Source organism: Dyella silvatica, from assembly GCF_026283955.1.
In the GTDB taxonomy this organism is placed as follows: domain Bacteria; phylum Pseudomonadota; class Gammaproteobacteria; order Xanthomonadales; family Rhodanobacteraceae; genus Dyella_C; species Dyella_C silvatica.
Window position 1 is genome coordinate 22590 of the sequence record NZ_JAPDPE010000026.1, and the last position, 23127, is coordinate 45716.

The following is a 23127-nucleotide window of genomic DNA, read 5'->3' on the forward strand; positions in this document are numbered from 1 at the left end:
GAATTTCCTCGGCGGCAATAAACACATTCGCGAATGCTGCGGCGCACACCGATTATTGTGCCAATTTCCGCATCGCTGGGTGGCAAGCCTTGCTAGACGCCAAGGCTGCCGCAAAGCCAGCATAGTTACCATGAAAACCATTGAAGTGATCGACTCGCATACCGGCGGCGAACCGACCCGCACGGTCATCTCCGGCTTCCCCGATCTTGGCCCAGGCACGTTAGCCGAGCAACGCCAACGCTTCGCCGATCGCTACGATCGCTGGCGCAACGCGATTGCCTGCGAACCACGCGGATCGAGCACGGTAGTAGGCGCGTTGCTGCTTCCTGCGCAAAGTGCCGATGCATGCGCAGGAGTGATTTTCTTTAACAACGTGGGCTACCTCGGCATGTGTGGTCACGGCACCATCGGGGTCATTCGCACGCTCGCGCATATGGGCCGCATCACGGCCGGCCATCATCAGCTGGAGACGCCGGTGGGCACGGTAGGCGTGGATCTGCATGAGGATGGCAGCGTCTCGATCGAGAACGTGGAAAGCTATCGCTATGCGGCTGATTTGCGCATTGACGTGCCGGGTTACGGCAGCGTGCGCGGTGACGTGGCCTGGGGCGGCAATTGGTTTTTTATCACCAAAGATTCGCCACTGCCGCTGGAGATTCATCGCCAGCGAGAACTCACCGCCTATACCGAAGCGATTCGGCGCGCCCTGGTTGCCAACGGTATTACCGGTGCCGACGGCGGTGAAATCGATCACATCGAAATCAACGCCGCGTCGCCCACACCCGGCATCGGTGGGCGCAATTTTGTGCTTTGCCCAGGCCTGGCCTACGACCGCTCGCCCTGCGGCACCGGCACCAGCGCCAAGCTTGCCTGCCTGGCTGCGGACGGCAAGCTGGCCCCCGGGGAAATCTGGCATCAGGAAAGCATTCTCGGCAGCGTGTTCGAGGGCAGCTACCGGCCGGGTTCGCGTGGCGTGTTGCCGCGGATTACCGGCACCGCCTTCGTGGTGGCCGAATCCCGCTTGCTGTTTGACCAGGCCGATCCCTTCACCTGGGGTAGCGGTGCGGAATGAGCAGTCGCTGTTATGACTTGATCGTGATCGGCGCGGGCATCATCGGCACCAGCTGCGCCGATGCAGCGGCGGCGGAAGGTCTGCGTGTGGCCATCGTCGAACCCGGCCCTATCGGCGGCGGTTCGACCGCGGCGGCGATGGGCCATCTGGTGGCGATGGACGATGATCCGGCCGAGCTGGCGTTGACGCGTTACTCGCTGCACGAGTGGGAACTTTTCGCCAGCCTGCCCGAAGCCGAGTTCAGCCGTTGCGGCACCTTGTGGGTGGCCCGCAATGAGGCGGAAGCCCGCGTGATACCCGCGCGTATAGCGCGTCTCGGTGCCGCCAAGGTCGAGGCACATGCCATCGACACACAGAATTTGTACGAACTCGAACCCGCACTGGCGCCAGGCCTGTACGGCGGATTGCTGGTGCCGCGCGAAGCGGTGGTGTACCCGCCACGCATGGCGCTTTACCTGGCGCAGCGTGCGCAATCGAACGGCGCGACGCTATATGCCGGTCGCAGCGCCAGCAAGCTTGGCCACGCTGCCGGCACCGACCAGGTTTTACTGGATGACGGCACCCAGCTGTCCGGCCCGACGCTGGTTGCCACGGGCTGCGCCTTGCCCACGCTGCTGCCGCAATTGCCGATGCGCGCACGCAAGGGACATTTGCTGATCACCGAGCGTTATCCCGGCGTGCTGCATCACCAATTGCTGGAACTAGGTTATGCCGACAGCGCGCACGGCGACGCCGACAGCAGTGTCGCGTTCAATGTGCAGCCGCGGCCCACCGGGCAAATTCTTATCGGCTCCTCACGCGAGTTCAGCGCCACCGACAGCGCGGTGTCGCCCGCCATGGTTCGCCGCATGCTGGAGCGCGCCTTCGATTTCATGCCGTCGTTGCGGCAGCTGCAAGCGTTGCGCACCTGGACCGGCTTTCGCCCGACCACACCCGATGGCCGTCCGTATCTCGGCGCCGTGCCGGGGCAAAACAAGTTGTGGGTTGCCGCCGGCCACGAAGGCCTGGGCGTAACCACCGCACTGGGCAGTGCGCGCTTGATGCTGGATCTGTTGCTGGGCCGCACCCCGGCGATCGACCCCGCGCCGTATGCGCCATCGCGGGTTATCGCATGAGTGTCTTGTACGTCAACGGTCAGCGCGTCGAAGTGCCGGCGGGTGCCAGTGTGGCGGCGGCGATTGCGCAGGTTACTGCCGATTTTCGCCGCTCGGTAAGCGGTGAATCGCGCGCGCCGCTGTGCGGTATGGGCATCTGTTTTGAATGCCGCGTCAGCATTGATGGCGTGGCGCATAGGCGGTCGTGCATGACGCCGGCCGAGGACGGCATGCAGGTGCAAACCGATAGCGGCCGTCTTGATCGGCATGCGCCATGACGCTGCGATTCGATGTCTTAATCGTCGGCGCCGGCCCGGCAGGCTTGGCGGCAGCGCAGGCAGCGGCCAGCCATGGCGCGCGTGTCGGCCTGCTCGATGCGCAAGCCCGCCTGGGCGGCCAGGTGTGGCGCCACGATGTACGTCACCCGGCGCCCGGCGCCGCGCGCGATGCCATCAACGCGCTGAAGCAGGTGACGTTTCTTGGGCAACATCAGGTGATCGCCGCCGAACCGCAGCGACTGCTGGTGGAAACACCGCAAGGCGCCGAGCACTTGTCCTACGCCACCTTGATTCTGGCCACCGGCGCACGCGAACTGTTGCTGCCCTTCCCTGGCTGGACGCTGCCCGGAGTCACCGGCGCAGGCGGCCTGCAAGCCTTGGTGAAACAAGCCTGGCCGATTGCCGGCAAGCGCGTCGTGGTGGCAGGCACCGGCCCGTTGCTGCTCGCTGCCGCCGCCACCTTGCGCAAGCACGGTGCGCACCTACTCGGCATCGTTGAACAAGCACCGCAGAGCGCGGTGCATGCGTTCGCCAGGCAACTGCTGCATTGGCCGGCGCGAGCGGTACAGGCCGTCGGCTTGCGCGCGCGGCTGGCGGGCGTGCCCTATCGCTTCGGCAGCATCGTGCGCCATGCCTATGGCGAGCAACAGCTTGGCGCGATCGAGATTGAAGATGCACACGGCAAGCAACGACTCGACTGCGATCACCTCGCCCTCGGCTATGGCCTGCTGCCGAACACCGAGTTGGCACAACTGCTTGGCTGCGCGCTGGACTATGGCACGCCCGAGCAAGCCAGTGCGCACCCGCACGTCATCGTCGATCGCTTGCTGCGTACCAGCGTCGCCGATGTTTATGCCGCCGGCGAAGCCTGCGGTATCGGCGGCCTGGCCGCCGCGCGCATCGAAGGCGCCATCGCCGGCCACGCCGCTGCCGGCGCCGAAGCTGCCGCCAGCGCACTGCTGCCGCGGCGCGCGAAAGAGCGGCGCTTCGCCAGCCTGCTGGCAAAACACTTTGCGCTCGATCCACGGCTGCACCAGCTGGCAACCCCGCAAACCATCATTTGCCGCTGCGAAGACGTAACGCTATCCGCGCTGGATGGCTTTACCGATGCACGCGCCGCCAAGTTGGCCACGCGTTGCGGCATGGGCGCATGCCAGGGCCGCATCTGCGGCAGCGCATTGGCCGAACTCGGCCGCTTTCCGCGCAGCGGTAGCCGCCCTCCGCTTTTCCCCGCCCGGCTGTCCAGCCTGGTCCAGGCTACGCCATCCCTTTCCGACGAAATATCGAGGTCATCGACATGAGCAACGCATCTTTCTGGCACGGCGTCATTCCCGCCATCACCACGCCATTCACCGCCGACGGCCAAGTCGATCACGTGTTTCTCGCCGAGCACGCGCGCAGCATGATCGATGCCGGCTGTACCGGCATCGTGCCCCTAGGCTCGCTGGGTGAAGCGGCCACGCTGAGCTTCGACGAAAAGCTGGCCATCATGCGCACCTTGGTCAAGGCGCTGGATGGACGCGCGCCGGTGATCCCGGGTATCGCCGCGCTATCCACCGATGAAGCCGTGCGCCTGGCGAAAGAGGCCAAAGCGATCGGCTGCGGTGGCTTGATGGTGTTGCCGCCCTACGTCTACTCCACCGACTGGCGCGAGATGGGCGCGCACATCCGCGCGGTGATTGCCGCTACCGACTTGCCGTGCATGGCGTATAACAATCCGGTCGCCTACAAAACCGATTTCACGCCCGAGCAAATCAGCTCGCTCGCCGCCGAATTTCCCAACCTGCAGGCGGTGAAAGAATCTTCCGGCGACGTGCGCCGTTTCGCGGCGCTGAAGGCCTTGCTCGGCGACCGCCTGGTGCTGCTGGTCGGCATGGACGACGCCATCGTCGAAGGTGTCAGCATGGGTGCTACCGGCTGGATCGCCGGCCAGGTCAATGCCTACCCGAAAGAATCCGTGAAGCTGTTTGAACTGGCGCGCGACGGCGGCGCCAAGGCCGCAGCAGAACTCTATGCCTGGTTTCTGCCGTTGCTGCGCCTGGATACCGTGCCGAAGTTCGTGCAACTGATCAAGCTGACCCAGCAGAAGGCCAACATGGGCAGCGAGCGCGTGCGCGCACCGCGCCTGCTGATGGAAGGCAGCGAACGCGAAGCGGCCTTGCGTGTGATCGATCACGCCATCGCCACGCGCCCGGCACTCTGACATGGCCGTGCAACCGCTACTCATTGATGGCGCGTGGCGCGCGGCGCAGGAGCTGCGCGGCAGTTTCCGCGCCGAAGATCCCAGCTCGGGCGAAGCCATTGGCGCAGCCTTTCCCATCTGCGGTGAAGCTGACGTGCGGGCGGCGCTGGCCGCCGCCGTCGCGGTGGCGGACGCGCTGGCCGCCGTGCCGGTCGAGCGCATCGCCGCTTTTCTCGATGCCTACGCCGATGCCATCGACGCCGACGTCGACACCCTGGTCGCCTTGGCTCATGCCGAAACCGCATTGCCGAAGGAACCGCGGCTGGCCAAGGTCGAGCTGCCGCGCGCCAGCGGTCAGTTGCGTCAGGCCGCGCAAGCGGTGCGTCAATACAGCTGGACGCATCCGGTGATCGATACCGCCGCCGGCCTGCGCTCGCACTACGCGCCGTTGGGCAAACCCGTGCTGATTCTTGGGCCGAACAATTTCCCGTTTGCCTTTAATGCGATCGCCGGCAGCGATTTCGCTTCGGCCATCGCCGCCCGCAATCCGGTGATTGCCAAAGCGCACCCTTCGCATCCGGCAACCAGCGAACGCCTTGCGCAACTGGCGCATACCGCCTTGCTGCAAACCGGCCTGCCGCCTGCAAGTGTGCAAATGCTTTACCAGTTCGAACACAGCTTGGGCGCCGCACTGGCAGGCAACCCGCAACTGGGCGCGATCGGCTTTACCGGCAGCCGTGCCGGTGGCCTGGCGCTGAAGGCCGCCGCCGATACTGTCGGCGTGCCGGTCTATGTGGAGTTATCCAGCGTCAATCCGGTGTTCCTGCTGCCCGGCGTACTGGCCGAACGCGCAGCCAGCCTGGCGCAAGAGTTCTTTGCCTCATGCACGATGGGTAGCGGGCAGTTCTGCACCAGCCCCGGCATCGTCGTGGTGCCCGCAGGCGCCGCGGGCGACGCTTTTGTCGATGCCGCCAGCAAACACTTCGCCGCCGCCGCGCCCAACGTGTTGTTTTCGGGTGCGGTGCTGGAGCATTTGCAACGCGGCGTGGCAACGCTGCGCGCAGCCGGTGCCGAGTGTTTGGCCGGAGGTGCCAGTGCCGGCCCGGGTTATCGCTATCAACCCACCTTGCTCAGCGTCGATGCCGCGCAGTTCTTGCGTGAGCCACGCGCCTTGCAAACCGAGGCCTTTGGCCCGGTCAGCCTGGTGCTGCGCGCGGCGGATGTAAGCCAGATGGCCGAACTCGCCCGCGCCTTCGAAGGCAATCTCACCGGCACGCTTTATCGCGCGCAAGACGGCAGCGACGACGACGCCTGGCGGCAGATCGCCCACGCCTTGCGCCCACGCGTCGGCCGTTTGATCAACAACAAAATGCCCACCGGCGTCGCGGTCAGCCCGGCGATGAATCACGGCGGCCCGTATCCAAGCACCGGCCATCCCGGCTTCACCGCCGTGGGCATGCCGGCGGCGATTCGCCGATTCGCCGCGCTGCATTGCTACGACAACGTGCCCGAATCGCAGCTGCCGGCCGATTTGCGCGATCACAACCCAGGCGCTATCGCGCGGTTGATCGACGGTGTCTGGCGCGTCAATGACCTCAATGGACCCACAACATGAGTAAACAGATCGGTGGCCTCGATGTCGCCCAGGCCCATGCGGCGCTATCGCCTTGGCTGAATCGGGCGCCACCCATCGATGCAGGCGAATACGAACGACGACGGGAACATGCCCGTCGCCTGATGCGCGCCCAGCGCGTCGATGCACTGCTGATCACCGCCGGTACTTCACTGCGCTACTTCAGCGGCATTAGCTGGGGCGCCAGCGAACGCCTGGTGGCCATGTTGCTTACCGCCACGGGCGACCCCATCGTGATCTGCCCCGCGTTTGAGGCCGGCTCGCTGGCGCATGCGCTGCGCATTGCTGCCGATGTGCGGTTATGGGATGAACACGACGATCCGCAAGCGCTGGTGCTCGACGCGATGAATGAGCGCCACGCGGGCAGTCTGGCGCTCGACCCGGCGGCGCCGTTTGGCGTGTTCTCGCGCCTGCGGCACACGCTTGGCCTGAAAACCATTGTCGATGCCAGCGCCATCGTCGACGGCTGCCGCAAGCAGAAATCGGCAGCCGAGCTGGCGCTGATGAAGCAAGCCACCGCCATGACCTTGCAGGTACATCGCCTGGCCGCCGGCTTGATCCACGAAGGCATCAGCAATGTCGAACTGAGCCGTTTCATCGACACCGCCCATCGCGCCCTGGGTGCGGATAACGGCTCGACCTTTTGCATCGTGCAGTTTGGCCAGGCCACCGCGTACCCGCACGGCATTCCGGGCGAGCAACGCTTGAGCGAAAACCAGCTGATCTTGATCGACACCGGCTGCACCGTACAGGGCTATCACTCCGATATCACTCGCACCTATATCTATGGTCAGGCGAGCGCCGAGCAGGCCCGCATCTGGGAGCTAGAGCAAGCCGCGCAACAGGCCGCCTTCGATGCGATCCGCCCCGGCGTATCCTGCGAAAACGTGGATACCGCGGCGCGCAAAGTCGTGGAACGCGCCGGGCTGGGCCCCGACTACCGCCTGCCGGGCATCCCGCATCGCACTGGCCATGGCTGCGGCATGAACATCCACGAGACGCCTTACCTGGTGCGCGGCGATGCCACCGTGCTACAGCCAGGCATGTGTTGCAGCAACGAACCGATGATTGTGGTGCCGGATCAATTCGGTGTGCGGCTGGAAGACCACTTCTACGTCACCGAAGCAGGCGCCGCGTGGTTCACCCCACCCTCGCCCGCCATCGATCAACCGTTCGCCAGCGCATGACAGAGACAGCAAGCGCTTGTGAGGGGTGACCGCAAGGCTTAGCCCTCCCAACCTTCCCCTGCCACCAGGGGGAGTCATCTTTTCGAGGCAGGCAGCGGAAGCATTGGGAGGGTAGTTACCTCGCCGCACCGATCAACCTCCAACAGCCCAGGCAAGCCATAACCGCAGCACTCACACGGAGCAAGCCATGAGCCTGATCAACGACATGACACGCCGCAAATCGGTGGCCAACCTGCAAAGCGAGGCAATCAAGGGTGGCAGCGGATTACGTCGGGTGCTGGGGCTATGGCAACTTACCGCGATCGGCCTGGGCGGCATCATCGGCGTCGGCATCTTCGTGTTGACCGGTACCGTAGCCGCCAACCAGGCGGGGCCGGCGGTGCTGTTGTCGTTTCTTATCGCGGGTATCGCCAGCGCCGCGGCTGCGCTGTGTTACGCAGAGTTCGCCAGCTTGATCCCGGTTTCCGGCAGCGCCTATACCTACGGCTATGCCGTGCTCGGCGAGTTCGCCGGCTGGATCATCGGTTGGGATCTGCTGCTGGAATACGCACTGATTGCAGCAGTCGTCGCGGTGGGCTGGTCAGGCTACGCTCAAGCATTGCTGGAGGCCGCCGGCCTGTCGTTACCGCTATGGGCCCAAGGCGCCTGGGGCAGCGCGCCAGGGCGGGTGGTCAATCTTCCCGCCATCGTCATCTCGCTGGCCATCACCGCCCTGCTCGCCATACGCATGGAATGGGGCGCCCGCTTCAACACCGCCATTGTCGCGATCAAGATCGCCGGCGCCGCCTTGATCATCATTGCCGGTGCCGCCTATGTAAAACCCGAACGCTGGCATCCGTTTATGCCATTCGGCATGCACGGCGTCGTTACCGGTGCCGCCGTGGTGTTCTTCGCCGTGTTCGGCTACGACATGCTGACCACGGCTGCCGAAGAATCAAGACATCCGCAGCGCGACTTACCGCGCGCGGTGTTGCTGTCGCTGGGCATCGCGATGCTGTTGTATTTCGCCATTTGCCTGGTACTGACCGGCATCGTGCCCCACACCACCCTGGATAACGACGCCCCGGTGGCGAGGGCTTTCACGCGGATCGGCCTGCCGTGGGCGATGGTGGTGATTTCGCTGGCTTCGGTCTGTGGCATTACCAGCGTGATCTTCGCCAACTTGATGGCTGGCGCGCGTATCGGCTTCAGCCTGGGCCGCGATGGTTTATTGCCGGCGTGGTTTGCAGGCATCCATCCGCGCTGGCGCACACCGCATCGCGCCACGCTATTGCTGGGCGGGGTGACTGCCGTCGCCGCCGGGCTTTTTCCATTGAACGAGTTGGCCAAGCTGGTGAATATCGGTGTGCTTGGCGCGTTCATCGTCATTTGTACGGCCGTGGCCGTGTTGCGTATTCGCCAGCCCGAGTTGCATCGACCTTTTCGCACCCCATGGGTGCCGTTGATTCCACTCATTGGGGTGGGGTTTTCTTGTTGGCTGATTTGGGGATTGCCCTTTATCACTTATGTGCGTTTTGCACTGTGGTTGGTGCTGGGTTGTGGGGTTTATTTGGGTTATGGGCGGGGACATAGCCGGTTGGCTGGGGTTGCGTTGTCTTGATTGATCGGGCTGAGGTGGCTCGTCTGCTTTGACTTGTTTGTTGTCGTGTCGCGAACTGGCTCGCCTGCGGCGGGCATTCGAACTTCGGCCGGAGTCCGAGTCCCTTTTCTTTGCGTGGCCACGCACCCGCAGAGGCGGGTGCGAAGGGCGAAGGGCATGGACGCCCGGAGTAAAGAAAAGTAACCCAAAGAAAGTCCATCCACGCTTGTCGCCCTTCGGCTGCGTGAGGCTTGGCCGGGCTGAATTCAGACAGCATGTATGTGCTCTACGCCTTCACCAACAAGGTACGCGTCGCGGTTAAGTTGGTTGCGTTCGAGGAAAAGACGACATAACGCCCCTGACTGGCAAAGGTGGGATCAACGCCGGCCGCGTTGGCTCGTTCCCCTTCTGCTGTAGCGCTCAGCAACGTCGTGACGTGGCTATCCGGGGCGCGCAAGTAGATGCTCATCCCAGGCATCGTGACTCCTTGAGCAAGGTTTGATGCCATGGAGATAAAGGCCACCAGCTTCCCTTCGGGTGGCTATGAGCGATTCGTGGAGAGAGCCATAGACTCTGCTCCAGTTCATGAGGTGTGCTTGAAGTCGGGCTGCTCTCGCCTGCGGGAACACGCCATTGGCGCAGGGCAGCCCTTTCAGTCTTGCCTTTAAAACCGACTATGCCGTTTCGCCCATCTCGAGCAATAGCTCATCGAGACGTTCGAGCGTGGAGGCCAGGCCGTCTTTCAGTCCCATATCGATGGCTTTCTGCACGTCGCCCGCCGAGTTGTACAGGACGACGGTCGTGACCAAGGTTCGCTCTTTCGCATCGGTGAAAGCGACGTCCCAGCGCGCCCTGGGCATATCGGGATTCACTATCCCCGCCTCATCACAAAAGCCATCCAGAGCCGCATAGCTATCGATCGGATGTATCGCTTGATAGTCCAGGCGACTCCAGAAGGCTTGCCCATCGGGAGTGATCATGGCGTAGTGCCAATAACCGCCAGGCTTGAACTCCATGTGCGATGTTTTGGTGGTGAGTGGCTTGGGAGCAAACCATCGATCGAGCAGTTCGCGCTTGGTATGGCAATCCCATACAAGTTGACGCCCTGCCGCAAACTCCCTCTTTACGGTGATGGTGTGCTTTTCTTTGTCGACGACAAAATCGAATTGAAGTTCAGCTGCCACGGTCTTCTCCATTCAGTGATTCCAAAAGGCTATCGAGATTCTGGTATCGACTTGCCCACATCGCGCGCTGGTCTGCGAACCAGCGCTCGGCGGCCGCCAAGTTTTTTTGTTCGAGCGCGCATGTCCGGATACGGCCATGCTTCCGGGAACGGATAAGTCCGGTCCGTTCGAGTATTCCCACATGCTTCATGAAGGACGGCAGAGCCATGCCGAACGGTTCCGCCAGCTCCCCCACGGTTGCAGGCCCTCGGCCGAGCCGTTGAATAACAGCCCTGCGCGTTGGGTCGGCAAGCGCATGAAAGATCGAGTCCAGCGCCATTGCATTGTTAGCCATATGGCTAACTATATGCATCGCGATCTATGTTCGCAAGAGCCCAAGCGCATGGCGCATGACGCTTGCGTACGCGCTCGATAAGCATTTCCGCCTGAAGCATCGCTTCGAGACCGGCAATACTCATCCCCTCATTAGAGTCAGGGTGATCCCAGTTACTGTCCGGGGCAACAGTGACCAGTACTCACCGCTTCAGATGCGTCTCTAAGCCATCCAAAAGCACTTTAAGTCCCAAAGCGAACAATCGCTCCGAAGACATGCTCGTGAGCAAATCCGCCGCGCCTTCCAAGTTGGGAAATTCATGCGCAGCTTCGCCCAGACGCTTGAGCTCGACACCAAGAGCGAATGCTGAGGATGGAGCTTCGATGTCTCCCGGCTGCTTGTCGCGGACTTCCTCAATGATCATGCCAAGCAGGTAATGGCGATAAAACGTTGCCATGGCAATCGCGTCAGCAGCAGGAAAGCCCGCATCTGCGAAGGCGCCCACCGCTGCGTCATAGAGCTTGATGCGGCTTGCTCCGACCGGGGGCTGCTCAGCAAAGAGCCGAGGTGCATCCCGGTATGCAGTCAAGACACGTCGATACTCGTGAGCGATGACTTCCAGGCGCTCGCGTGGCAATCGATCGTTAGCCGGCAAGGACATCTGAGCGCAGATGGTGTCAGCGACCAGTTGAAGCAGTTCGTCCTTGCCGCTCACATGCCAGTAGAGCGCCGGTGACTGGACATTGAGCCGCCCGGCCAGACGCCGGGTACTGAGCCCGGCGAGACCCGATTCTTGAAGCAGGTTCAGCGCCTCCTCGGTCAGCCGTTCCCGGCTGAGGCCGGTTCGCCCAGTCGGTGCCTGAGTGGACTTGTTCGATGGACGCGCGGGCTTGGGCATGTGAAATTCGATCTATTGACGCATTGAATTTATCACTGATAAGTTGCCTCGCCAACAGCACCACCGGGTGCGTCACAAGGGCATGCCATGAGCTCCAAAGGATGGACACGCAGAGAGTTTCTAGCGTTGTCTGGCAGCGCGGCCTTCACCGCAGCCGTGTCGCTGCGGGCCGCGGCCAGCGATCCCGCGCTGGCCGGCACGGTGCGCCCCGCATCCCTGCCATCGGCACGCCTATCCAACAGGTCTCCACTCTACGAGGAGGCATTTGTGCTCGATGCCAATACTTTGGCATCCATAGGCGCCCTGCAATCTGATGGCGATGCAAGCGGCGCGTTGAAAGCCATCCGTCATTCCGGGCTCACTGCACTCAAAAGCACCATGGGTGGGGGCAATGGCTCGTTCGAACAGGCCGTCGCGGACATTGCTGCGACCCAGACGCTTATCGAGAAGCATCCGGATCTATTTCTCAAAGTAACCGGGCCGGATGCCCTGGATCGCGCCAAGCCTCAGAACAAGATCGCCATCATTTTGTCGTTTGAAGCGGTGTCCATGCTGGAAGGCAAGATCGATCGCATCGATCTGTTTCGCCAGCTTGATGTGCTGGTCATGCAGCTGAGCTACAACCGAAAATCTCCTTTTGGATGCGGATGCCTCGACGGCGATTCCGAAGGCGTTACACCACTCGGCCGCCAGGCCATAGCCAAAATGAATGCGGTCGGCGTCGCGCTCGACTTAAGTCACGCGAATGCTCAAACAACTAAAGACGGCATCGCACTCTCAACGAAACCAGCAATCATTACCCATGCCGGCTGCCGTGGGGTATTCAACCACCCACGAAACAAGACCGATCGCGACATGAAAGCACTGGCTGAGAAAGGGGGCGTCATGGGCATCTACATGCTGCCTTTCCTGACGCCTGACAACCGGCAACCCATGCTCGCCGATTACATGCTTCACCTTACCTACGCACTCAATGTCTGTGGAGAGGACCACGTTGGCATCGGCACGGACTCAATGTTCTTCCAGGTGAGTGGTGAAGACCTCAGGGAAGTCGCGGCGCAAGAGGCCGAGAGGCGTAAGGCCGGTATAGGCGCTCCAGGCGAGAACAGGCCACCTTATATTCCGGACATCAATACGCCGCGGAAACTCGAGTTTGTGGCAGATGCCCTACTGAAGAAGGGCTACGGTACAGCTGTTGTGGAAAAGGTGCTTGGCCTCAATTTTCGGCGCACCCTCAAAGAAATCTGGTCGATATAACGATGCATCCCGCGTGACCCGGGAGAATCTCTGGGTGTCCGATTCAGTTTGCGGATTCAGCCGGTCGTTGCAACACACTAAAGACTGCGCGAGCAGCGGGAGTGTTGCAAGATACCCCCACGACCTCCGATTCATTACACCGACACACAAATTGGGCTGATGTGGGACCGCTGGCAACGGGGTGAGTTGCTTCACCGGATTGCCCGGCTACTGGACCGAAGACACTCCTCGATACGCCGGGTGCTTGCTCAAACTGGCGGCATCCGCCCCCCATCTGCAAGCATCAATTAAGCCTAGACATCTCGCTGCAGCCCCCATTAATTCTTTCCGTACCTTCTTGCGGCTCCGCAGGTCGCGGATGGAATAAGCAGGAGCATGAAGCAGCACGATGAAAGACATTCAAGACCTACTCACAGTCATTGAGCACACCGCGCGATGGTGTCCGCCGCACACACTCTACTTGGTGCAGTCGGTATACGTGTGGGCGAGGCCTTTCAAAAATTCCTAGTAGGGGCTTCCATCTGTCTAGCGTTTATATGAGGGGCGCCGTTACGACATGCCATGCACAGGGGAGCTAGGGGGCTGGCATGTTGGCCACAGGGGCGCAGGGAAAGACAAGAAAGACAAGTTTGTCAGGTGAAAGGCCGCACCTCGTTGCGGCCTCCAGCATGGGGTCTAGACGGCCGCATAGGGTGCGTCTGCCTCAAAATCTACTATGGGAGGGAGTCATGAATATTCGTCTGATTCAGACAGCTACGTTTTCAGCTTTGCTTACGCTGGCTGCGAGCGCTGTCGCCACTGAAAGTAACGGCAGCAGCAACGATACCCAGGCCGCGCAGAAAAACAGCCACGCATATCGGCATGGTGTGGTCGTCCCCGCCAGCAAGGACACCGTCAACTATCGCCTGAGTCACGGCAATTTGCGGGAGGCCACGCCGGAGGCCAAGGCCAGGGCAGCAGCAGTGGCCGCGGCCGACTTGATGAGCTACCAAGGCGGCGATGCCAACGGTAACGGCGTCACCAGCGGCAAGCCTCGCGTCTACCTGGTGGTCTATGGCAGCCAATGGGGCAACCTAACCACTAACGCCACCACCGGCCTGGTCTCGCTGAGCAAGGACAATGAGGGCGTGGTCCCTTACCTACAGAAGTTCTTCAAAGGCCTGGGCACCGGTGGAGAATTGTGGTCCGGCGTCATGACTCAGTACTGCGATGGTCCCAACGTTTCCGCCGGGGCTACGGCATGCCCGAAAAATGCGAGTTTCGTTGGCTATCCTACCGGTGGTGCCTATGCCGACATCTGGTACGACAATGCGGCCGCCGCACCGAGTAGCGCCACATCGGCTGATTTAGCCAATGAGGCCATCGCTGCCGCTAAGCATTTTGGCAACCTCACCCCCGCATCCAATCGTTATGTGCAGTACGTCATCTTGTCACCCACCGGCACCACTCCAGACGGTTTCAATACGCCAAACGGCACCTTCTGCGCCTATCACTCGTCAACCGATGACGCCAAGCTAGGCTCTCTTGCCTACACCAACATGCCCTACGTGAACGACATCGACGCTGGCGGGCAATATACGTGTGGCGAGAACAGCGTCAATAAAGGCACCCCAGCAGGAGCGCTCGACGGATTCTCGATTACCAATGGTCACGAGTACGCGGAGACCATTACCGATCAATTCTTCCCCAATGGCAACGCAGCGGGCTGGGTAGACCCGAACGGCCAAGAGAACGGTGACCTTTGCGCGCTGGCCGCCGGTGGCGCTTTGCAGAACATGAAGAGTGGTCAGGGCAGCTTCGCCGTCCAGGGCACGTGGTCAAACGACAGCGCCAAGTGCGAATTCACCCACGCGATCGTCGGCGCTGCGGCGGGCGGAACCCCCATAGCCAATTTCGGTTACACCACCAACGGCCTGACGGCGACCTTCACTGACAGCTCTACTGATACGGGAGGCACGATCACCTCGCATGCGTGGACCTTCGGCGACAAAGCCACTTCGACTACCACTAGCCCGAGTCACACCTATACAGCCGCTGGCACCTACAGCGTGACCGAGACGGTGACCGACAGCGCCAACGGCAAAACCAGCTCGAAGACAGCGTCGGTGACGGTCAGCAGCGTCGCAGCAAATATTGTCGCTGCAAGCAGTCACCTGTGCTTGAACGTAGGCAGCAACTCGGCGGGCGCCGGTGTCATCCAGTCCCCGTGTGCGGCCAGCGGAAATGAGCTCTGGACGCTGGTTCCGGTGGGCAGCTATTACCACCTTGTTGCCAAGGGCAGCGGAGAGTGCCTCAACGTTCCAGGCAGTTCGACGACTCAGGGCACGCAGCTGATTCAATATCCGTGCCAGGGCAGCGGCTCGGCCAACGATCAATGGAGCCTCGTGGCCGTGGGTAGTCACTATCACATCATTTCGCGCAGCAACAACTTGTGCGTCAACATCAACGGCGCTTCCAATAGCTCAGGCGCAAAGGTCATCCAGTGGGCTTGCCAGTCGGCAGCCACGACGAACGATCAGTTCACGCTTTAAGTGTGCTTCTCGATGCCCGCTTAAGCATGCGGTAAGACGGAGGTAGATGCGGTGGGTTGCAATACCTGCCGGTCAGCGATGACAGTGGGGCTGCGAAAGCGGCCCCACTTTTTTTCGGATAAAGGCTTATCGTCGCAACGTTTATATAGCCACCCCTACGGCTATTCGCTCCAGCAGCAGATCTTGGGAGTCACAGCAGGGGGAGAAGAAGGTGAGACCGAACAGCCCGCCCCACCCGGTCGCGTTGAACAAATAGGCGCCGTTAGTTACTTTTTTTGCCAGCCAGTGCGTCCCACACCGTATTTTGTCCCGCACGGGTCGCCATTCGAATTAAGGCAAGATGGGCCGGGATCGTAGACGCCGTCCCAATGTCCTTTGGCCTCGATGCTACCTGGGACCGGAATGCGCACCAGCTCGTAGCTTCGTTTTTCCATCATATCGAGAAGGTACTTCCGCTCATAAGCATCTACCAAGATGTATCGCGGCCCCTCAGCACCGTAATGTTGAAAGTACTTGATAAGCTCTCCATCACCCGCCCTCTTCCCATAACTATAGTTGTCAACATACTCCAAGAACTTTTCATCGTACCCCTCGATCCAGGGTACCTTGGCCGCGTTGATACAACTGGAAAAGCGCTGCGATTCGTCCTTCCCGCTTATCCAGACTTGAGCAAACGCCTCCTCATTGATCTCAATGCTTCCGCTGATCGGCGAGGCTATTTCACGCAGGCGTTCCACACAGAGTTCCGCCCCTCGATTAGTGATCGTTTTCGGAGATTCGAAGCTCAAACACGGCGATACCACGGTGAGCGCCATAACGCCGGCAGCTAGGGTCGACACAAGACGAATGCAGTTGCGCACAAAACGAATTGGATTCATTGCGATGCTCCTTGGATGAAGGGGATCTCAACTACGTACCCTGTGAGTGCGAAGCGGCCGGTCGACGGTTACACCTGATGGGATAAAGGTACGCCACTTGTGTACGCCAGACGGTTATGCCGCATGGATTGGGCTTCCATGCCCGCCATCAGGTCCGGTCGCTCCGCCAAGGCATGTATCGTTCCAAAAACAATGCCGTCGTGAAGTACGGAGCCACCTGTCAATTGAGACACGTAGGCTTTTGACATGAATCAACATGTTTGATGGCGACTGGGTTTCGAACTACCTACAAGGTCCGACCTTCAAATAGCCATCGCAATTGCTGAGTTTCTTAGCATCATCTTCTGTCACCGTTACGGTGCTTCGGCGTGGGCCTCCGCCTGCTAAGGCAAAACTTCCAGGCGAGGTTTGCACCATATTGGCCGCATCTCGCTCGACATAACCTGGGCCATAGCTGCATTGTGCGTGGATCTTGCACTTGTCTTCGTCCGCACGTGCGACATAGTCGACGGTGACGCAAGTCTTTTGGGCTGAGGATTCACTCCATGCCGCTGAGCATGCTTCGTGGTGCGTATCGTATTGGGGCAGCGGACGGTTCTTAACATCATCGTGGGTACTCATGGTCGAATACTTCGTCGTCGTCGAACAATCGTTGCCGTCAAATCTCAGCTCTCCATCGCAGTTCACGAGTTTCTTGACATTCTCAACGGTAAGTCTCATCGGATAGCTGATGATGTGGATGAGGCTGTTCCCGCTTTTGCACCGGGTCTTTCCGCCACAACCTCTCTCGCCAAAATTTTGCATGACGCTTTCGCAAGATTGAGATGCCGGCGACTGCTGCCAGGCGGCTTGACACTCGTCGCCACTTTCTTGAGCTATCGCTGTGCCGACGGCCGCGAGAGCAACCGAAACGCCGCATAAAAATATCCAAAGCCGTTTCATAGTCTTTACTCCATGAACTGTTTACAAAGGACCCGGTCGCGAGGACTTAGTCCGCCTTGTTGCAGAATGGATTGCTTGACTACCAGGCGATTGATGGATGGCATGCCGTGCATGAGCGCATTCGGCCGTGCATCATGAGCAGTTCGTATGGGGTACACCGTGCAGTGTTATTCATGTTCATGACATGCCCCCCCCTGAGCCATAAGGCAAGCCATTTCGCAGACTTGCTTATGGTGTGCATTGCGCCCTCCCCCGAATGCCAGGCAGTTTTTACACCCGCTACCTGTTATCGCTGCGTGAATCCTTGATCCGCACGCACCGCCGTATTGGCCATGCCCCCACGTTATTGCGCGGACATCGCGCCAGCATGATGTGCTTTCGGCCTTATGGGATAGCTGTAGGTGCTGGATATGAATGAACAGCTTGTTGCGGACGGCCTGTAGGCCGAGATCCGCGTCAGGCTGAATCGCAAAACAGCTGGCGCTTGCATGGTGTTTTTCTTTGAGCCGGAAATCAGCTAGACAACGGCCTCTGTGTAGAAGACTCAGGTACGTTAGACAGAGCACTGTCTATCCTTATCGCGAGACTATCCAGGCCGTGCGCGACTTCGCTAGCAGCTTCTGCCATTTGATTGACGACGTGCAGCAACTCTCGGGGCTGGTAGTCATCCATCTTCATATCGACCAGGATGTCGATCATGCGTTGACCACTAAGTACGTTTGATGCCTCCTGGATGGTGATCGCTGCACTCGCGTTTTGCGCGGCGTAGATACTGGAATAACGCCTCAGCCGATCAGCATCGATCCAGCCAGCCGACATTTTGCAGACATATGGTCATGCCTGCGCTGCGAGATTCAACGCACGCCTCAACGAGCTACCTGCAAGCTCGAACAAACGACGGGCTCCAGGCGTCACGCCCAGCATGTGGATGCAGGCATGCACCATGCCGTCCAAGCGATGACACTCCGTGGCGACGCCGGCCTCGCTGAGACGACAGGCATAGGCTTCACCCTCGTCACGAAGCGGGTCGTATTCGCAAACCAGAATCGTGGCGGAAGGGAGATCTGACAGGCTTGCCGCTCTAAGCGGGGACGCCCATGGCGAGTCACCATCCACCGTGTCATTCAAATAGGCGGACCAGCAGAACTCCATCGCACTGCGGGTCAGGAAGTAGCCGGTGGCAAACTCGCGATAAGACGTTGACGACATCGCCGAATCCAATGGCGGATACAGCAGCAGTTGATGCGCAATGGCCGGGCCTCTAGCGTCATCCCGCGCACGCAACGTCGCCGCCGCAGCGAGGTTGGCACCCGAGCTATCGCCTCCCGCCACCAGGCGGGTGCGGTCGATCCCCAACTCGTCCGCGTGACTCGCGGCCCAGCACAAAGCTGCGTAGTAGTCGTGCAGGGGAACCGGAAACTTGTTTTCGGGTGCCAGTCGATAGTCAACGGACAGGACGACACAGCCCGTGGCGTAAGCCAACGCCCTGCAAGGGTTGTCGTACAGATCGAGCGAGCATCGGAACCAACCGCCGCCATGTGCGTAGACGATGGCTGGCAAGGGCACGGCATTCGACGTGACCGGGGTATAGGCACGAATCTGGATCGGATGACCGTCGCTGCCCAGAACGCTATGAGTTCGAACGTCGGCCATGGATTCCAGCGGGCCATGCAAGAGCCGCAATTGCACTTCGGCGGCGGTACGCAGGCCATCCAGTGAGGCGGCGGGCCCGCCCGCAGGCGGAAGTGTGGCGAGAAAGTCGGCGATGAAAGGATCGAGCGCCATGTTCAGGTGCTCAGTTTGCTGAAGGCCACGGAGGTGAACAGATCCTTGGCTGTTCGCATTGCCGGCAAAGCCGCCGGCATAACGTCAGCCAACGCATCTAGGAATGTCTTGGCCGGCAGGCCGAACACATGCTCGAAGGTGGCACATCCTCGTTCAAAGCGGCCGCCGACCGAAGGCGCCGATGGATGTTCGGGAGATAAATTTCGGGACATGCTATGGTCCATAGACTGCACAGTGCAGTGCATATTTATTGCACTGTACTGTGCAGTGCAATTCTCGTCAATCAGGAGTCGAACTTGAAGAAGGCCGCTGCCCCCACTCCCGTGCTACGTACCCCAACCACACAGGAGGCGGTCCTCGATGCCGCTGTCGCGTCTTTCCTCACGCGCGGCTACGCCGGCACAAGCATCGATCTGGTAGCACGCGATGCAGGAGTTGCCCGCAGGACGATCTACAACCAGTTCAAGAGCAAGGAAGCCCTATTCGAGGCGGCAGTCCGGCAGGTCTGGCGCGACTTTCCGGTGCTGGAGATCACCCAGGATGTGGCTGCCTTATCCAATCCCGAACGTGGATTGACGCTAGTCGGACAAGCTGTCGCCGACTTCTGGGCGCCGCCGGAGACCGTTGCCCTATTACGTATGGTGATTGCAGAGGGGACGATCTTCCCGGACCTGGCCCAGCGCTTCATGGCTGCTGGTAAAGAACCCGCAATGAAGGCTCTGGTGACATATCTTGAAACATGCGCCCATCGGGGCACATTGACCTTCAATGATGCTGTGCGCGTGGCCAAACAATTCCTGGGTTTGATCAATGAACCCCTGTTGTGGCTGCGCGTCGTTGGCGCCGAAGCAAAAGCGCCTAGTCCAGCCGAACGCAAACGAGTGGTGCAAGAAGCGGTTTCCATGTTCTTAAGTGCATACGCAAAGCGCCCGAAGTAACAGAAAACGGATCCACGGCTGCGGTCCCAATGGCTATAAGAGGCCTGCAACACCGCACTGGCGAAAGCCGGTCACCCAGCGGTCGAGCAACACGTAATGAATCCCGTGCTCAGTGCCGATGGTCTAGTTACCCCAGTCACCAGTCATGACCTCAGTCAGCACATCGAGTTTGAAGTGATCGGCATATTTAGCCGACTCCGGCAGGAGTCCGAACCCCCGGCCGCAGGCGGCCATATGGCCACACCACTACAACCAAGCCCCTCAAACCCCTATGCCAAATTCCGCACACACAACAAACAATAAGCACAAGACGTAACTCAGCCCACTCTTGCAGCATAAAGAAAGGCCCGTGTACGCCCCAGCTGCCGCACCCCTCCCTGCGCGCTGACACCACGTACACGGGCCTGCTTTTTCTCATCCATCACGCCAGCAAACACCTGCTATCCGTCTGCCGGGCAGCAAAACCACAGGCGGCATCGATGCCTCACTCCAGCGCCTAACGCCGACAAAAACTCAAACTCAACGTCGGTTAAATAGACGTCCATTTAATTCGTCGAATAAGACCATGCAAGATTCCGCATATAAGTCTGTCAGATGACATCCGACGTCACGCCGCGATGAGGTGACTCAAGAGATCATCGGGCGCTATGACCGGAACCCCATCCCCTGCCAGCCCGTGCGCATGAATTTACGGCCGAGAGCAACCGTGGCGGTGGACTGTCACCCTGCCGCCTGGCAGCGGCCTGGGGAGCGGCTGGGAACGCCAATTGCTGCGCCGCAATGTGGCGCGCCGGCGCCAAGTACTAAACTACGTCGTCCAACCGCCGCTTCTACCCCACAAGAAGCGGCGGTTTTTCCGTTTTTTCAGTGCCTTGGCCGGATCGTCGCAAGATGTGCCCGGCACCCCCTCACGGAGTCAAGCGTTCCATGATCTTTGAAACCATCGCCCAGACCGGCCACGAAGAAGTGGTCTTTTGCCACAACAAAGATGCCGGCCTGAAAGCCATCATCGCGGTCCACAATACGGTGCTAGGCCCTGCCCTCGGCGGCCTGCGCATGTGGCCGTACAAGAGCGAGCAGGATGCAGTGAATGACGTGCTGCGTCTGTCGCGCGGCATGACCTACAAAAATGCCGTGGCCGGCCTGAACCTGGGTGGCGGCAAGGCCGTCATCATCGGCGATCCGAGCAAAGACAAATCCGAGGCGTTGTTCCGCGCCTTTGGCCGCTTCGTCAACTCGTTGAACGGCCGTTACATCACCGCCGAAGACGTCGGCATCGATGTCAATGACATGGAATACGTGTTCCGCGAAACCGAATACGTCACCGGCGTGCATCAGGTGCATGGTGGCTCGGGCGATCCGTCGCCGTTCACCGCCTTCGGCACCTTGCAGGGCCTGATGGCGGCGTTGCAGTTCAAGCACGGCAACGAAGATGTGGGCAAGTACAGCTTCGCCGTGCAGGGCGCCGGCCATGTCGGCAGCGAGTTCATCAAGCTGCTGCGCGAACAGGGCGCCAAGGTGTTCGTCACCGACATCAATAAAGATGCCGTGCAGCGCTGCGTCGACGAGCTGGGCTGCGAAGCCGTGGGCCTGGACGAAATCTACGACGTCGACGCCGACGTGTACTCGCCCTGCGCTTTGGGTGGCACGCTTAACGAACAGACCATCGACCGCATCAAGGCCAAGATCATCTGCGGCGCGGCCAACAACCAGCTGGCCACCGACGCGATCGGCGACGAACTGACCCGCCGTGGCGTGCTTTACGCACCGGACTACGCCGTCAACGCCGGCGGCGTGATGAATGTGTCACTGGAAATCGACGGTTACAACCGCGAGCGTGCGATGCGCATGATGCGCACCATCTACTACAACCTGGGCCGCATCTTCGAAATCTCCAAGACCGAGAATGTGCCGACCTACAAAGCCGCCGACCGTCTGGCCGAAGAGCGCATCAGCGCGATCGGCAAGATCAAGCTGCCGCACATGGGCAATGGCCCGCGCTTTGCTGGCCGTATGCGCGGGCAGTAAGCCGTCACGAAGTACAACCGGGCCTTGAGCCCGGTTTGCGAAAAGCCGCCGGTCCTCCGGCGGCTTTTTCGTCTGCGGCGGATTTCATGCAGGCTTTTACGCCTGAAAATTACGAATCGAAGCCCATCACAAGAACGGGTCTGCTACACTTCGCCGGCGGATTTTATAGGCCGTAAGGCCTTGCATGGAAAAGCAAAGATGTAAATGGGGACCCGTTTCGCGGGTGTGAATACTCAATCGATTTCAACCATCACGCTCCGGTCGCGCTTGGATACGGCTATGCCTGCCGTGTACCTGGGCCCGGGAGGTTTTTGCGCAAGCCCGGTTTGGCGGCGCAAAGCCAAAATGATGGATGGTGAAAACGATTGCGGAAGGCATAAGCAAGCCGATTGAATAAAGCTGGCCGATGAAATCCATCCGGGCGATCCAAGGATGGCCCGACATCAGGCCTGGTCAGGACAGACTGGATCAGGAACAAGCAGGAAAGTTATGAGCGCGATCATGGCCACCGGTATCAGTGACGAAGACATTCTATTCAGACTTAAGAATGTGTTGCGCGATACCTTTGAGATCGACCCGTCACGGGTTACTCCGGAAACCCATTTATTTACCGATCTGCAGCTGGACAGCATCGACGCCGTCGATCTGGCCATCCAGGTGCAGGACATGACGGGGATGCGTATCAAGCCTGAGGATTTCAAAAACGTGCGCACGGTGAACGATGTCGTCGCCACGGTACGCTCGCTACTCGATCGCTGACTTGCAAGGGTCTCGTTCATGCCGGTTGCCACCGACTTTTCCGCCACGCCCTTTGCGCCCTGCGCGCTGATCCCGATCTACAACCACAAAGACACTATTGCGCGCACGGCTCATGCGTTGCGCGCGCATGGCCTGCCGTTGGTGATCGTTGACGATGGCAGCAATGCGGCGACCCAGGCGGTGCTCGCGGCGCTGGCCCTGGAGATACCGGAGTTACAACTGCTGCGCCTGCCGCAGAATCAAGGCAAGGGACGTGCGCTGAGCGCAGGCTTGCTGGCCGCCTACCAGGCTGGCTATACGCACGCCTTGCAGATCGATGCCGACGGCCAGCATGAGGTCGCCGATGTGCCGCGTTTTCTCGCCGAGGGGCGCGCCGACCGACAAGCATTGATCTGCGGCCAACCGATTTACGACGACAGCGTGCCGCGTGCCCGTCTTTATGGCCGCTATATCACCCATGTCTGCGTCTGGCTGGAAACCTTGTCGCTGGCGCTGCGTGACTCGATGTGCGGTTATCGCCTGTATCCGCTATCGGCGACCTGCGCGGAAATCGCCCGCAAGCCGCTGCCCGCGCGCATGGATTTCGATA

The 23127-nt window shown here is 60.4% G+C and carries 22 protein-coding genes and 1 pseudogene; 15 read left to right on the plus strand and 8 right to left on the minus strand.

Annotated elements, in window-relative coordinates; translation table 11 throughout:
• The first annotated feature begins 130 nt into the window (after positions 1-130).
• From OUZ52_RS07330 to OUZ52_RS07365, 8 genes are all read left to right on the plus strand, one after another.
• A complete protein-coding gene (locus OUZ52_RS07330) occupies positions 131-1072 on the plus strand; it encodes a proline racemase family protein (RefSeq protein WP_266157729.1) in 942 nt (313 codons plus the stop codon).
• Complete coding sequence (locus tag OUZ52_RS07335) at positions 1069-2187, plus strand: NAD(P)/FAD-dependent oxidoreductase (RefSeq protein ID WP_266157730.1); 1119 nt, start codon at positions 1069-1071, stop codon at positions 2185-2187. The genes OUZ52_RS07330 and OUZ52_RS07335 overlap by 4 nt, the downstream gene beginning before the upstream one ends.
• Entirely contained in the window at positions 2184-2444 is a 261-nt protein-coding gene (locus tag OUZ52_RS07340; RefSeq protein ID WP_266157731.1) for a 2Fe-2S iron-sulfur cluster-binding protein, read from the plus strand. The genes OUZ52_RS07335 and OUZ52_RS07340 overlap by 4 nt, the downstream gene beginning before the upstream one ends.
• Positions 2441-3745, plus strand: coding sequence for an FAD-dependent oxidoreductase (locus OUZ52_RS07345; RefSeq protein WP_266157732.1), 1305 nt, complete (start codon positions 2441-2443; stop codon positions 3743-3745). Before OUZ52_RS07340 ends, OUZ52_RS07345 begins: the two co-directional genes overlap by 4 nt.
• Positions 3742-4647 (plus strand): dihydrodipicolinate synthase family protein, encoded by a 906-nt coding sequence (locus tag OUZ52_RS07350; protein WP_266157733.1) that lies wholly within the window; start codon positions 3742-3744, stop codon positions 4645-4647. The genes OUZ52_RS07345 and OUZ52_RS07350 overlap by 4 nt, the downstream gene beginning before the upstream one ends.
• Position 4648: 1 nt before the next feature.
• A complete protein-coding gene (locus OUZ52_RS07355) occupies positions 4649-6241 on the plus strand; it encodes an aldehyde dehydrogenase family protein (RefSeq protein ID WP_266157734.1) in 1593 nt (530 codons plus the stop codon).
• The gene (locus OUZ52_RS07360) at positions 6238-7446 is read left to right on the plus strand and encodes a M24 family metallopeptidase (RefSeq protein ID WP_266157735.1); all 1209 of its coding nucleotides are present in this window, start codon (positions 6238-6240) and stop codon (positions 7444-7446) included. Before OUZ52_RS07355 ends, OUZ52_RS07360 begins: the two co-directional genes overlap by 4 nt.
• A gap of 187 nt (positions 7447-7633) precedes the next feature.
• Entirely contained in the window at positions 7634-9046 is a 1413-nt protein-coding gene (locus tag OUZ52_RS07365; protein WP_266157736.1) for an amino acid permease, read from the plus strand.
• 265 nt (positions 9047-9311) lie between these two features.
• On the opposite strand, the gene OUZ52_RS07370 is transcribed toward OUZ52_RS07365, so the two are convergent.
• From OUZ52_RS07370 to OUZ52_RS07385, 4 genes are all read right to left on the minus strand, one after another.
• Positions 9312-9494, minus strand: a complete 183-nt coding sequence (locus OUZ52_RS07370; RefSeq protein ID WP_266157737.1) for a hypothetical protein — start codon at positions 9492-9494, stop codon at positions 9312-9314.
• Between the two features lie 205 nt (positions 9495-9699).
• Entirely contained in the window at positions 9700-10209 is a 510-nt protein-coding gene (locus OUZ52_RS07375) for an SRPBCC family protein (protein WP_266157738.1), read from the minus strand.
• The gene (locus OUZ52_RS07380; RefSeq protein WP_266157739.1) at positions 10199-10543 is read right to left on the minus strand and encodes an ArsR/SmtB family transcription factor; all 345 of its coding nucleotides are present in this window, start codon (positions 10541-10543) and stop codon (positions 10199-10201) included. The genes OUZ52_RS07375 and OUZ52_RS07380 overlap by 11 nt, the downstream gene beginning before the upstream one ends.
• Positions 10544-10724: 181 nt before the next feature.
• Positions 10725-11420: a TetR/AcrR family transcriptional regulator C-terminal domain-containing protein gene (locus OUZ52_RS07385; protein WP_266157740.1), complete on the minus strand. Its 696-nt coding sequence runs from the start codon at positions 11418-11420 to the stop codon at positions 10725-10727.
• A gap of 87 nt (positions 11421-11507) precedes the next feature.
• Here OUZ52_RS07385 and OUZ52_RS07390 point away from each other — a divergent pair, with 87 nt between their 5' ends.
• The 3 genes and pseudogenes from OUZ52_RS07390 (at position 11508) to OUZ52_RS07395 (ending at position 15208) form a co-directional block, all read left to right on the plus strand.
• A complete protein-coding gene (locus tag OUZ52_RS07390) occupies positions 11508-12677 on the plus strand; it encodes a dipeptidase (RefSeq protein ID WP_266157741.1) in 1170 nt (389 codons plus the stop codon).
• Positions 12678-12788: 111 nt separating this feature from the next.
• A pseudogene (locus tag OUZ52_RS22985) lies at positions 12789-12947 on the plus strand (IS30 family transposase); the annotation flags it as partial.
• A gap of 458 nt (positions 12948-13405) precedes the next feature.
• Complete coding sequence (locus tag OUZ52_RS07395) at positions 13406-15208, plus strand: RICIN domain-containing protein (protein WP_266157742.1); 1803 nt, start codon at positions 13406-13408, stop codon at positions 15206-15208.
• Between the two features lie 266 nt (positions 15209-15474).
• Here the strand turns inward: OUZ52_RS07395 and OUZ52_RS07400 are convergent, their stop codons facing one another.
• The 4 genes from OUZ52_RS07400 to OUZ52_RS07415 form a co-directional block, all read right to left on the minus strand.
• Positions 15475-16086 (minus strand): hypothetical protein, encoded by a 612-nt coding sequence (locus OUZ52_RS07400; RefSeq protein WP_266157743.1) that lies wholly within the window; start codon positions 16084-16086, stop codon positions 15475-15477.
• Positions 16087-16368: 282 nt separating this feature from the next.
• Positions 16369-17028, minus strand: coding sequence for a hypothetical protein (locus OUZ52_RS07405; protein ID WP_266157744.1), 660 nt, complete (start codon positions 17026-17028; stop codon positions 16369-16371).
• Between the two features lie 834 nt (positions 17029-17862).
• Positions 17863-18813, minus strand: a complete 951-nt coding sequence (locus OUZ52_RS07410) for an alpha/beta hydrolase (protein WP_266157745.1) — start codon at positions 18811-18813, stop codon at positions 17863-17865.
• A gap of 2 nt (positions 18814-18815) precedes the next feature.
• Complete coding sequence (locus OUZ52_RS07415) at positions 18816-19037, minus strand: hypothetical protein (RefSeq protein WP_266157746.1); 222 nt, start codon at positions 19035-19037, stop codon at positions 18816-18818.
• Between the two features lie 72 nt (positions 19038-19109).
• Here OUZ52_RS07415 and OUZ52_RS07420 point away from each other — a divergent pair, with 72 nt between their 5' ends.
• The 4 genes from OUZ52_RS07420 to OUZ52_RS07435 all read left to right on the plus strand — a co-directional run.
• Entirely contained in the window at positions 19110-19751 is a 642-nt protein-coding gene (locus OUZ52_RS07420) for a TetR/AcrR family transcriptional regulator (protein ID WP_266157747.1), read from the plus strand.
• A gap of 927 nt (positions 19752-20678) precedes the next feature.
• On the plus strand, positions 20679-21779 hold the full coding sequence (locus tag OUZ52_RS07425; protein ID WP_266157748.1) for a Glu/Leu/Phe/Val dehydrogenase dimerization domain-containing protein: 1101 nt from the start codon (positions 20679-20681) through the stop codon (positions 21777-21779).
• Between the two features lie 489 nt (positions 21780-22268).
• Entirely contained in the window at positions 22269-22538 is a 270-nt protein-coding gene (locus tag OUZ52_RS07430) for an acyl carrier protein (RefSeq protein ID WP_266157749.1), read from the plus strand.
• Between the two features lie 18 nt (positions 22539-22556).
• Positions 22557-23127: glycosyltransferase family 2 protein (locus tag OUZ52_RS07435; RefSeq protein ID WP_266157750.1), on the plus strand; the 571-nt coding region annotated here is incomplete at its 3' end.

What these genes read in the sequence shown, in the direction of transcription:
- OUZ52_RS07415 (WP_266157746.1), bottom strand. Translation starts at nt 19,037, where the DNA reads ATGGACCATAGCATGTCCCGAAATTTATCTCCCGAACATCCATCGGCG.
- OUZ52_RS07385 (WP_266157740.1), bottom strand. Translation starts at nt 11,420, where the DNA reads ATGCCCAAGCCCGCGCGTCCATCGAACAAGTCCACTCAGGCACCGACT.
- OUZ52_RS07395 (WP_266157742.1), top strand. Translation starts at nt 13,406, where the DNA reads ATGAATATTCGTCTGATTCAGACAGCTACGTTTTCAGCTTTGCTTACG.
- OUZ52_RS07340 (WP_266157731.1), top strand. Translation starts at nt 2,184, where the DNA reads ATGAGTGTCTTGTACGTCAACGGTCAGCGCGTCGAAGTGCCGGCGGGT.
- OUZ52_RS07365 (WP_266157736.1), top strand. Translation starts at nt 7,634, where the DNA reads ATGAGCCTGATCAACGACATGACACGCCGCAAATCGGTGGCCAACCTG.
- OUZ52_RS07350 (WP_266157733.1), top strand. Translation starts at nt 3,742, where the DNA reads ATGAGCAACGCATCTTTCTGGCACGGCGTCATTCCCGCCATCACCACG.
- OUZ52_RS07390 (WP_266157741.1), top strand. Translation starts at nt 11,508, where the DNA reads ATGAGCTCCAAAGGATGGACACGCAGAGAGTTTCTAGCGTTGTCTGGC.
- OUZ52_RS07410 (WP_266157745.1), bottom strand. Translation starts at nt 18,813, where the DNA reads ATGGCGCTCGATCCTTTCATCGCCGACTTTCTCGCCACACTTCCGCCT.
- OUZ52_RS07430 (WP_266157749.1), top strand. Translation starts at nt 22,269, where the DNA reads ATGAGCGCGATCATGGCCACCGGTATCAGTGACGAAGACATTCTATTC.
- OUZ52_RS07355 (WP_266157734.1), top strand. Translation starts at nt 4,649, where the DNA reads ATGGCCGTGCAACCGCTACTCATTGATGGCGCGTGGCGCGCGGCGCAG.
- OUZ52_RS07400 (WP_266157743.1), bottom strand. Translation starts at nt 16,086, where the DNA reads ATGAATCCAATTCGTTTTGTGCGCAACTGCATTCGTCTTGTGTCGACC.
- OUZ52_RS07425 (WP_266157748.1), top strand. Translation starts at nt 20,679, where the DNA reads ATGATCTTTGAAACCATCGCCCAGACCGGCCACGAAGAAGTGGTCTTT.
- OUZ52_RS07405 (WP_266157744.1), bottom strand. Translation starts at nt 17,028, where the DNA reads ATGAAACGGCTTTGGATATTTTTATGCGGCGTTTCGGTTGCTCTCGCG.
- OUZ52_RS07380 (WP_266157739.1), bottom strand. Translation starts at nt 10,543, where the DNA reads ATGGCTAACAATGCAATGGCGCTGGACTCGATCTTTCATGCGCTTGCC.
- OUZ52_RS07330 (WP_266157729.1), top strand. Translation starts at nt 131, where the DNA reads ATGAAAACCATTGAAGTGATCGACTCGCATACCGGCGGCGAACCGACC.
- OUZ52_RS07370 (WP_266157737.1), bottom strand. Translation starts at nt 9,494, where the DNA reads ATGAGCATCTACTTGCGCGCCCCGGATAGCCACGTCACGACGTTGCTG.
- OUZ52_RS07345 (WP_266157732.1), top strand. Translation starts at nt 2,441, where the DNA reads ATGACGCTGCGATTCGATGTCTTAATCGTCGGCGCCGGCCCGGCAGGC.
- OUZ52_RS07360 (WP_266157735.1), top strand. Translation starts at nt 6,238, where the DNA reads ATGAGTAAACAGATCGGTGGCCTCGATGTCGCCCAGGCCCATGCGGCG.
- OUZ52_RS07335 (WP_266157730.1), top strand. Translation starts at nt 1,069, where the DNA reads ATGAGCAGTCGCTGTTATGACTTGATCGTGATCGGCGCGGGCATCATC.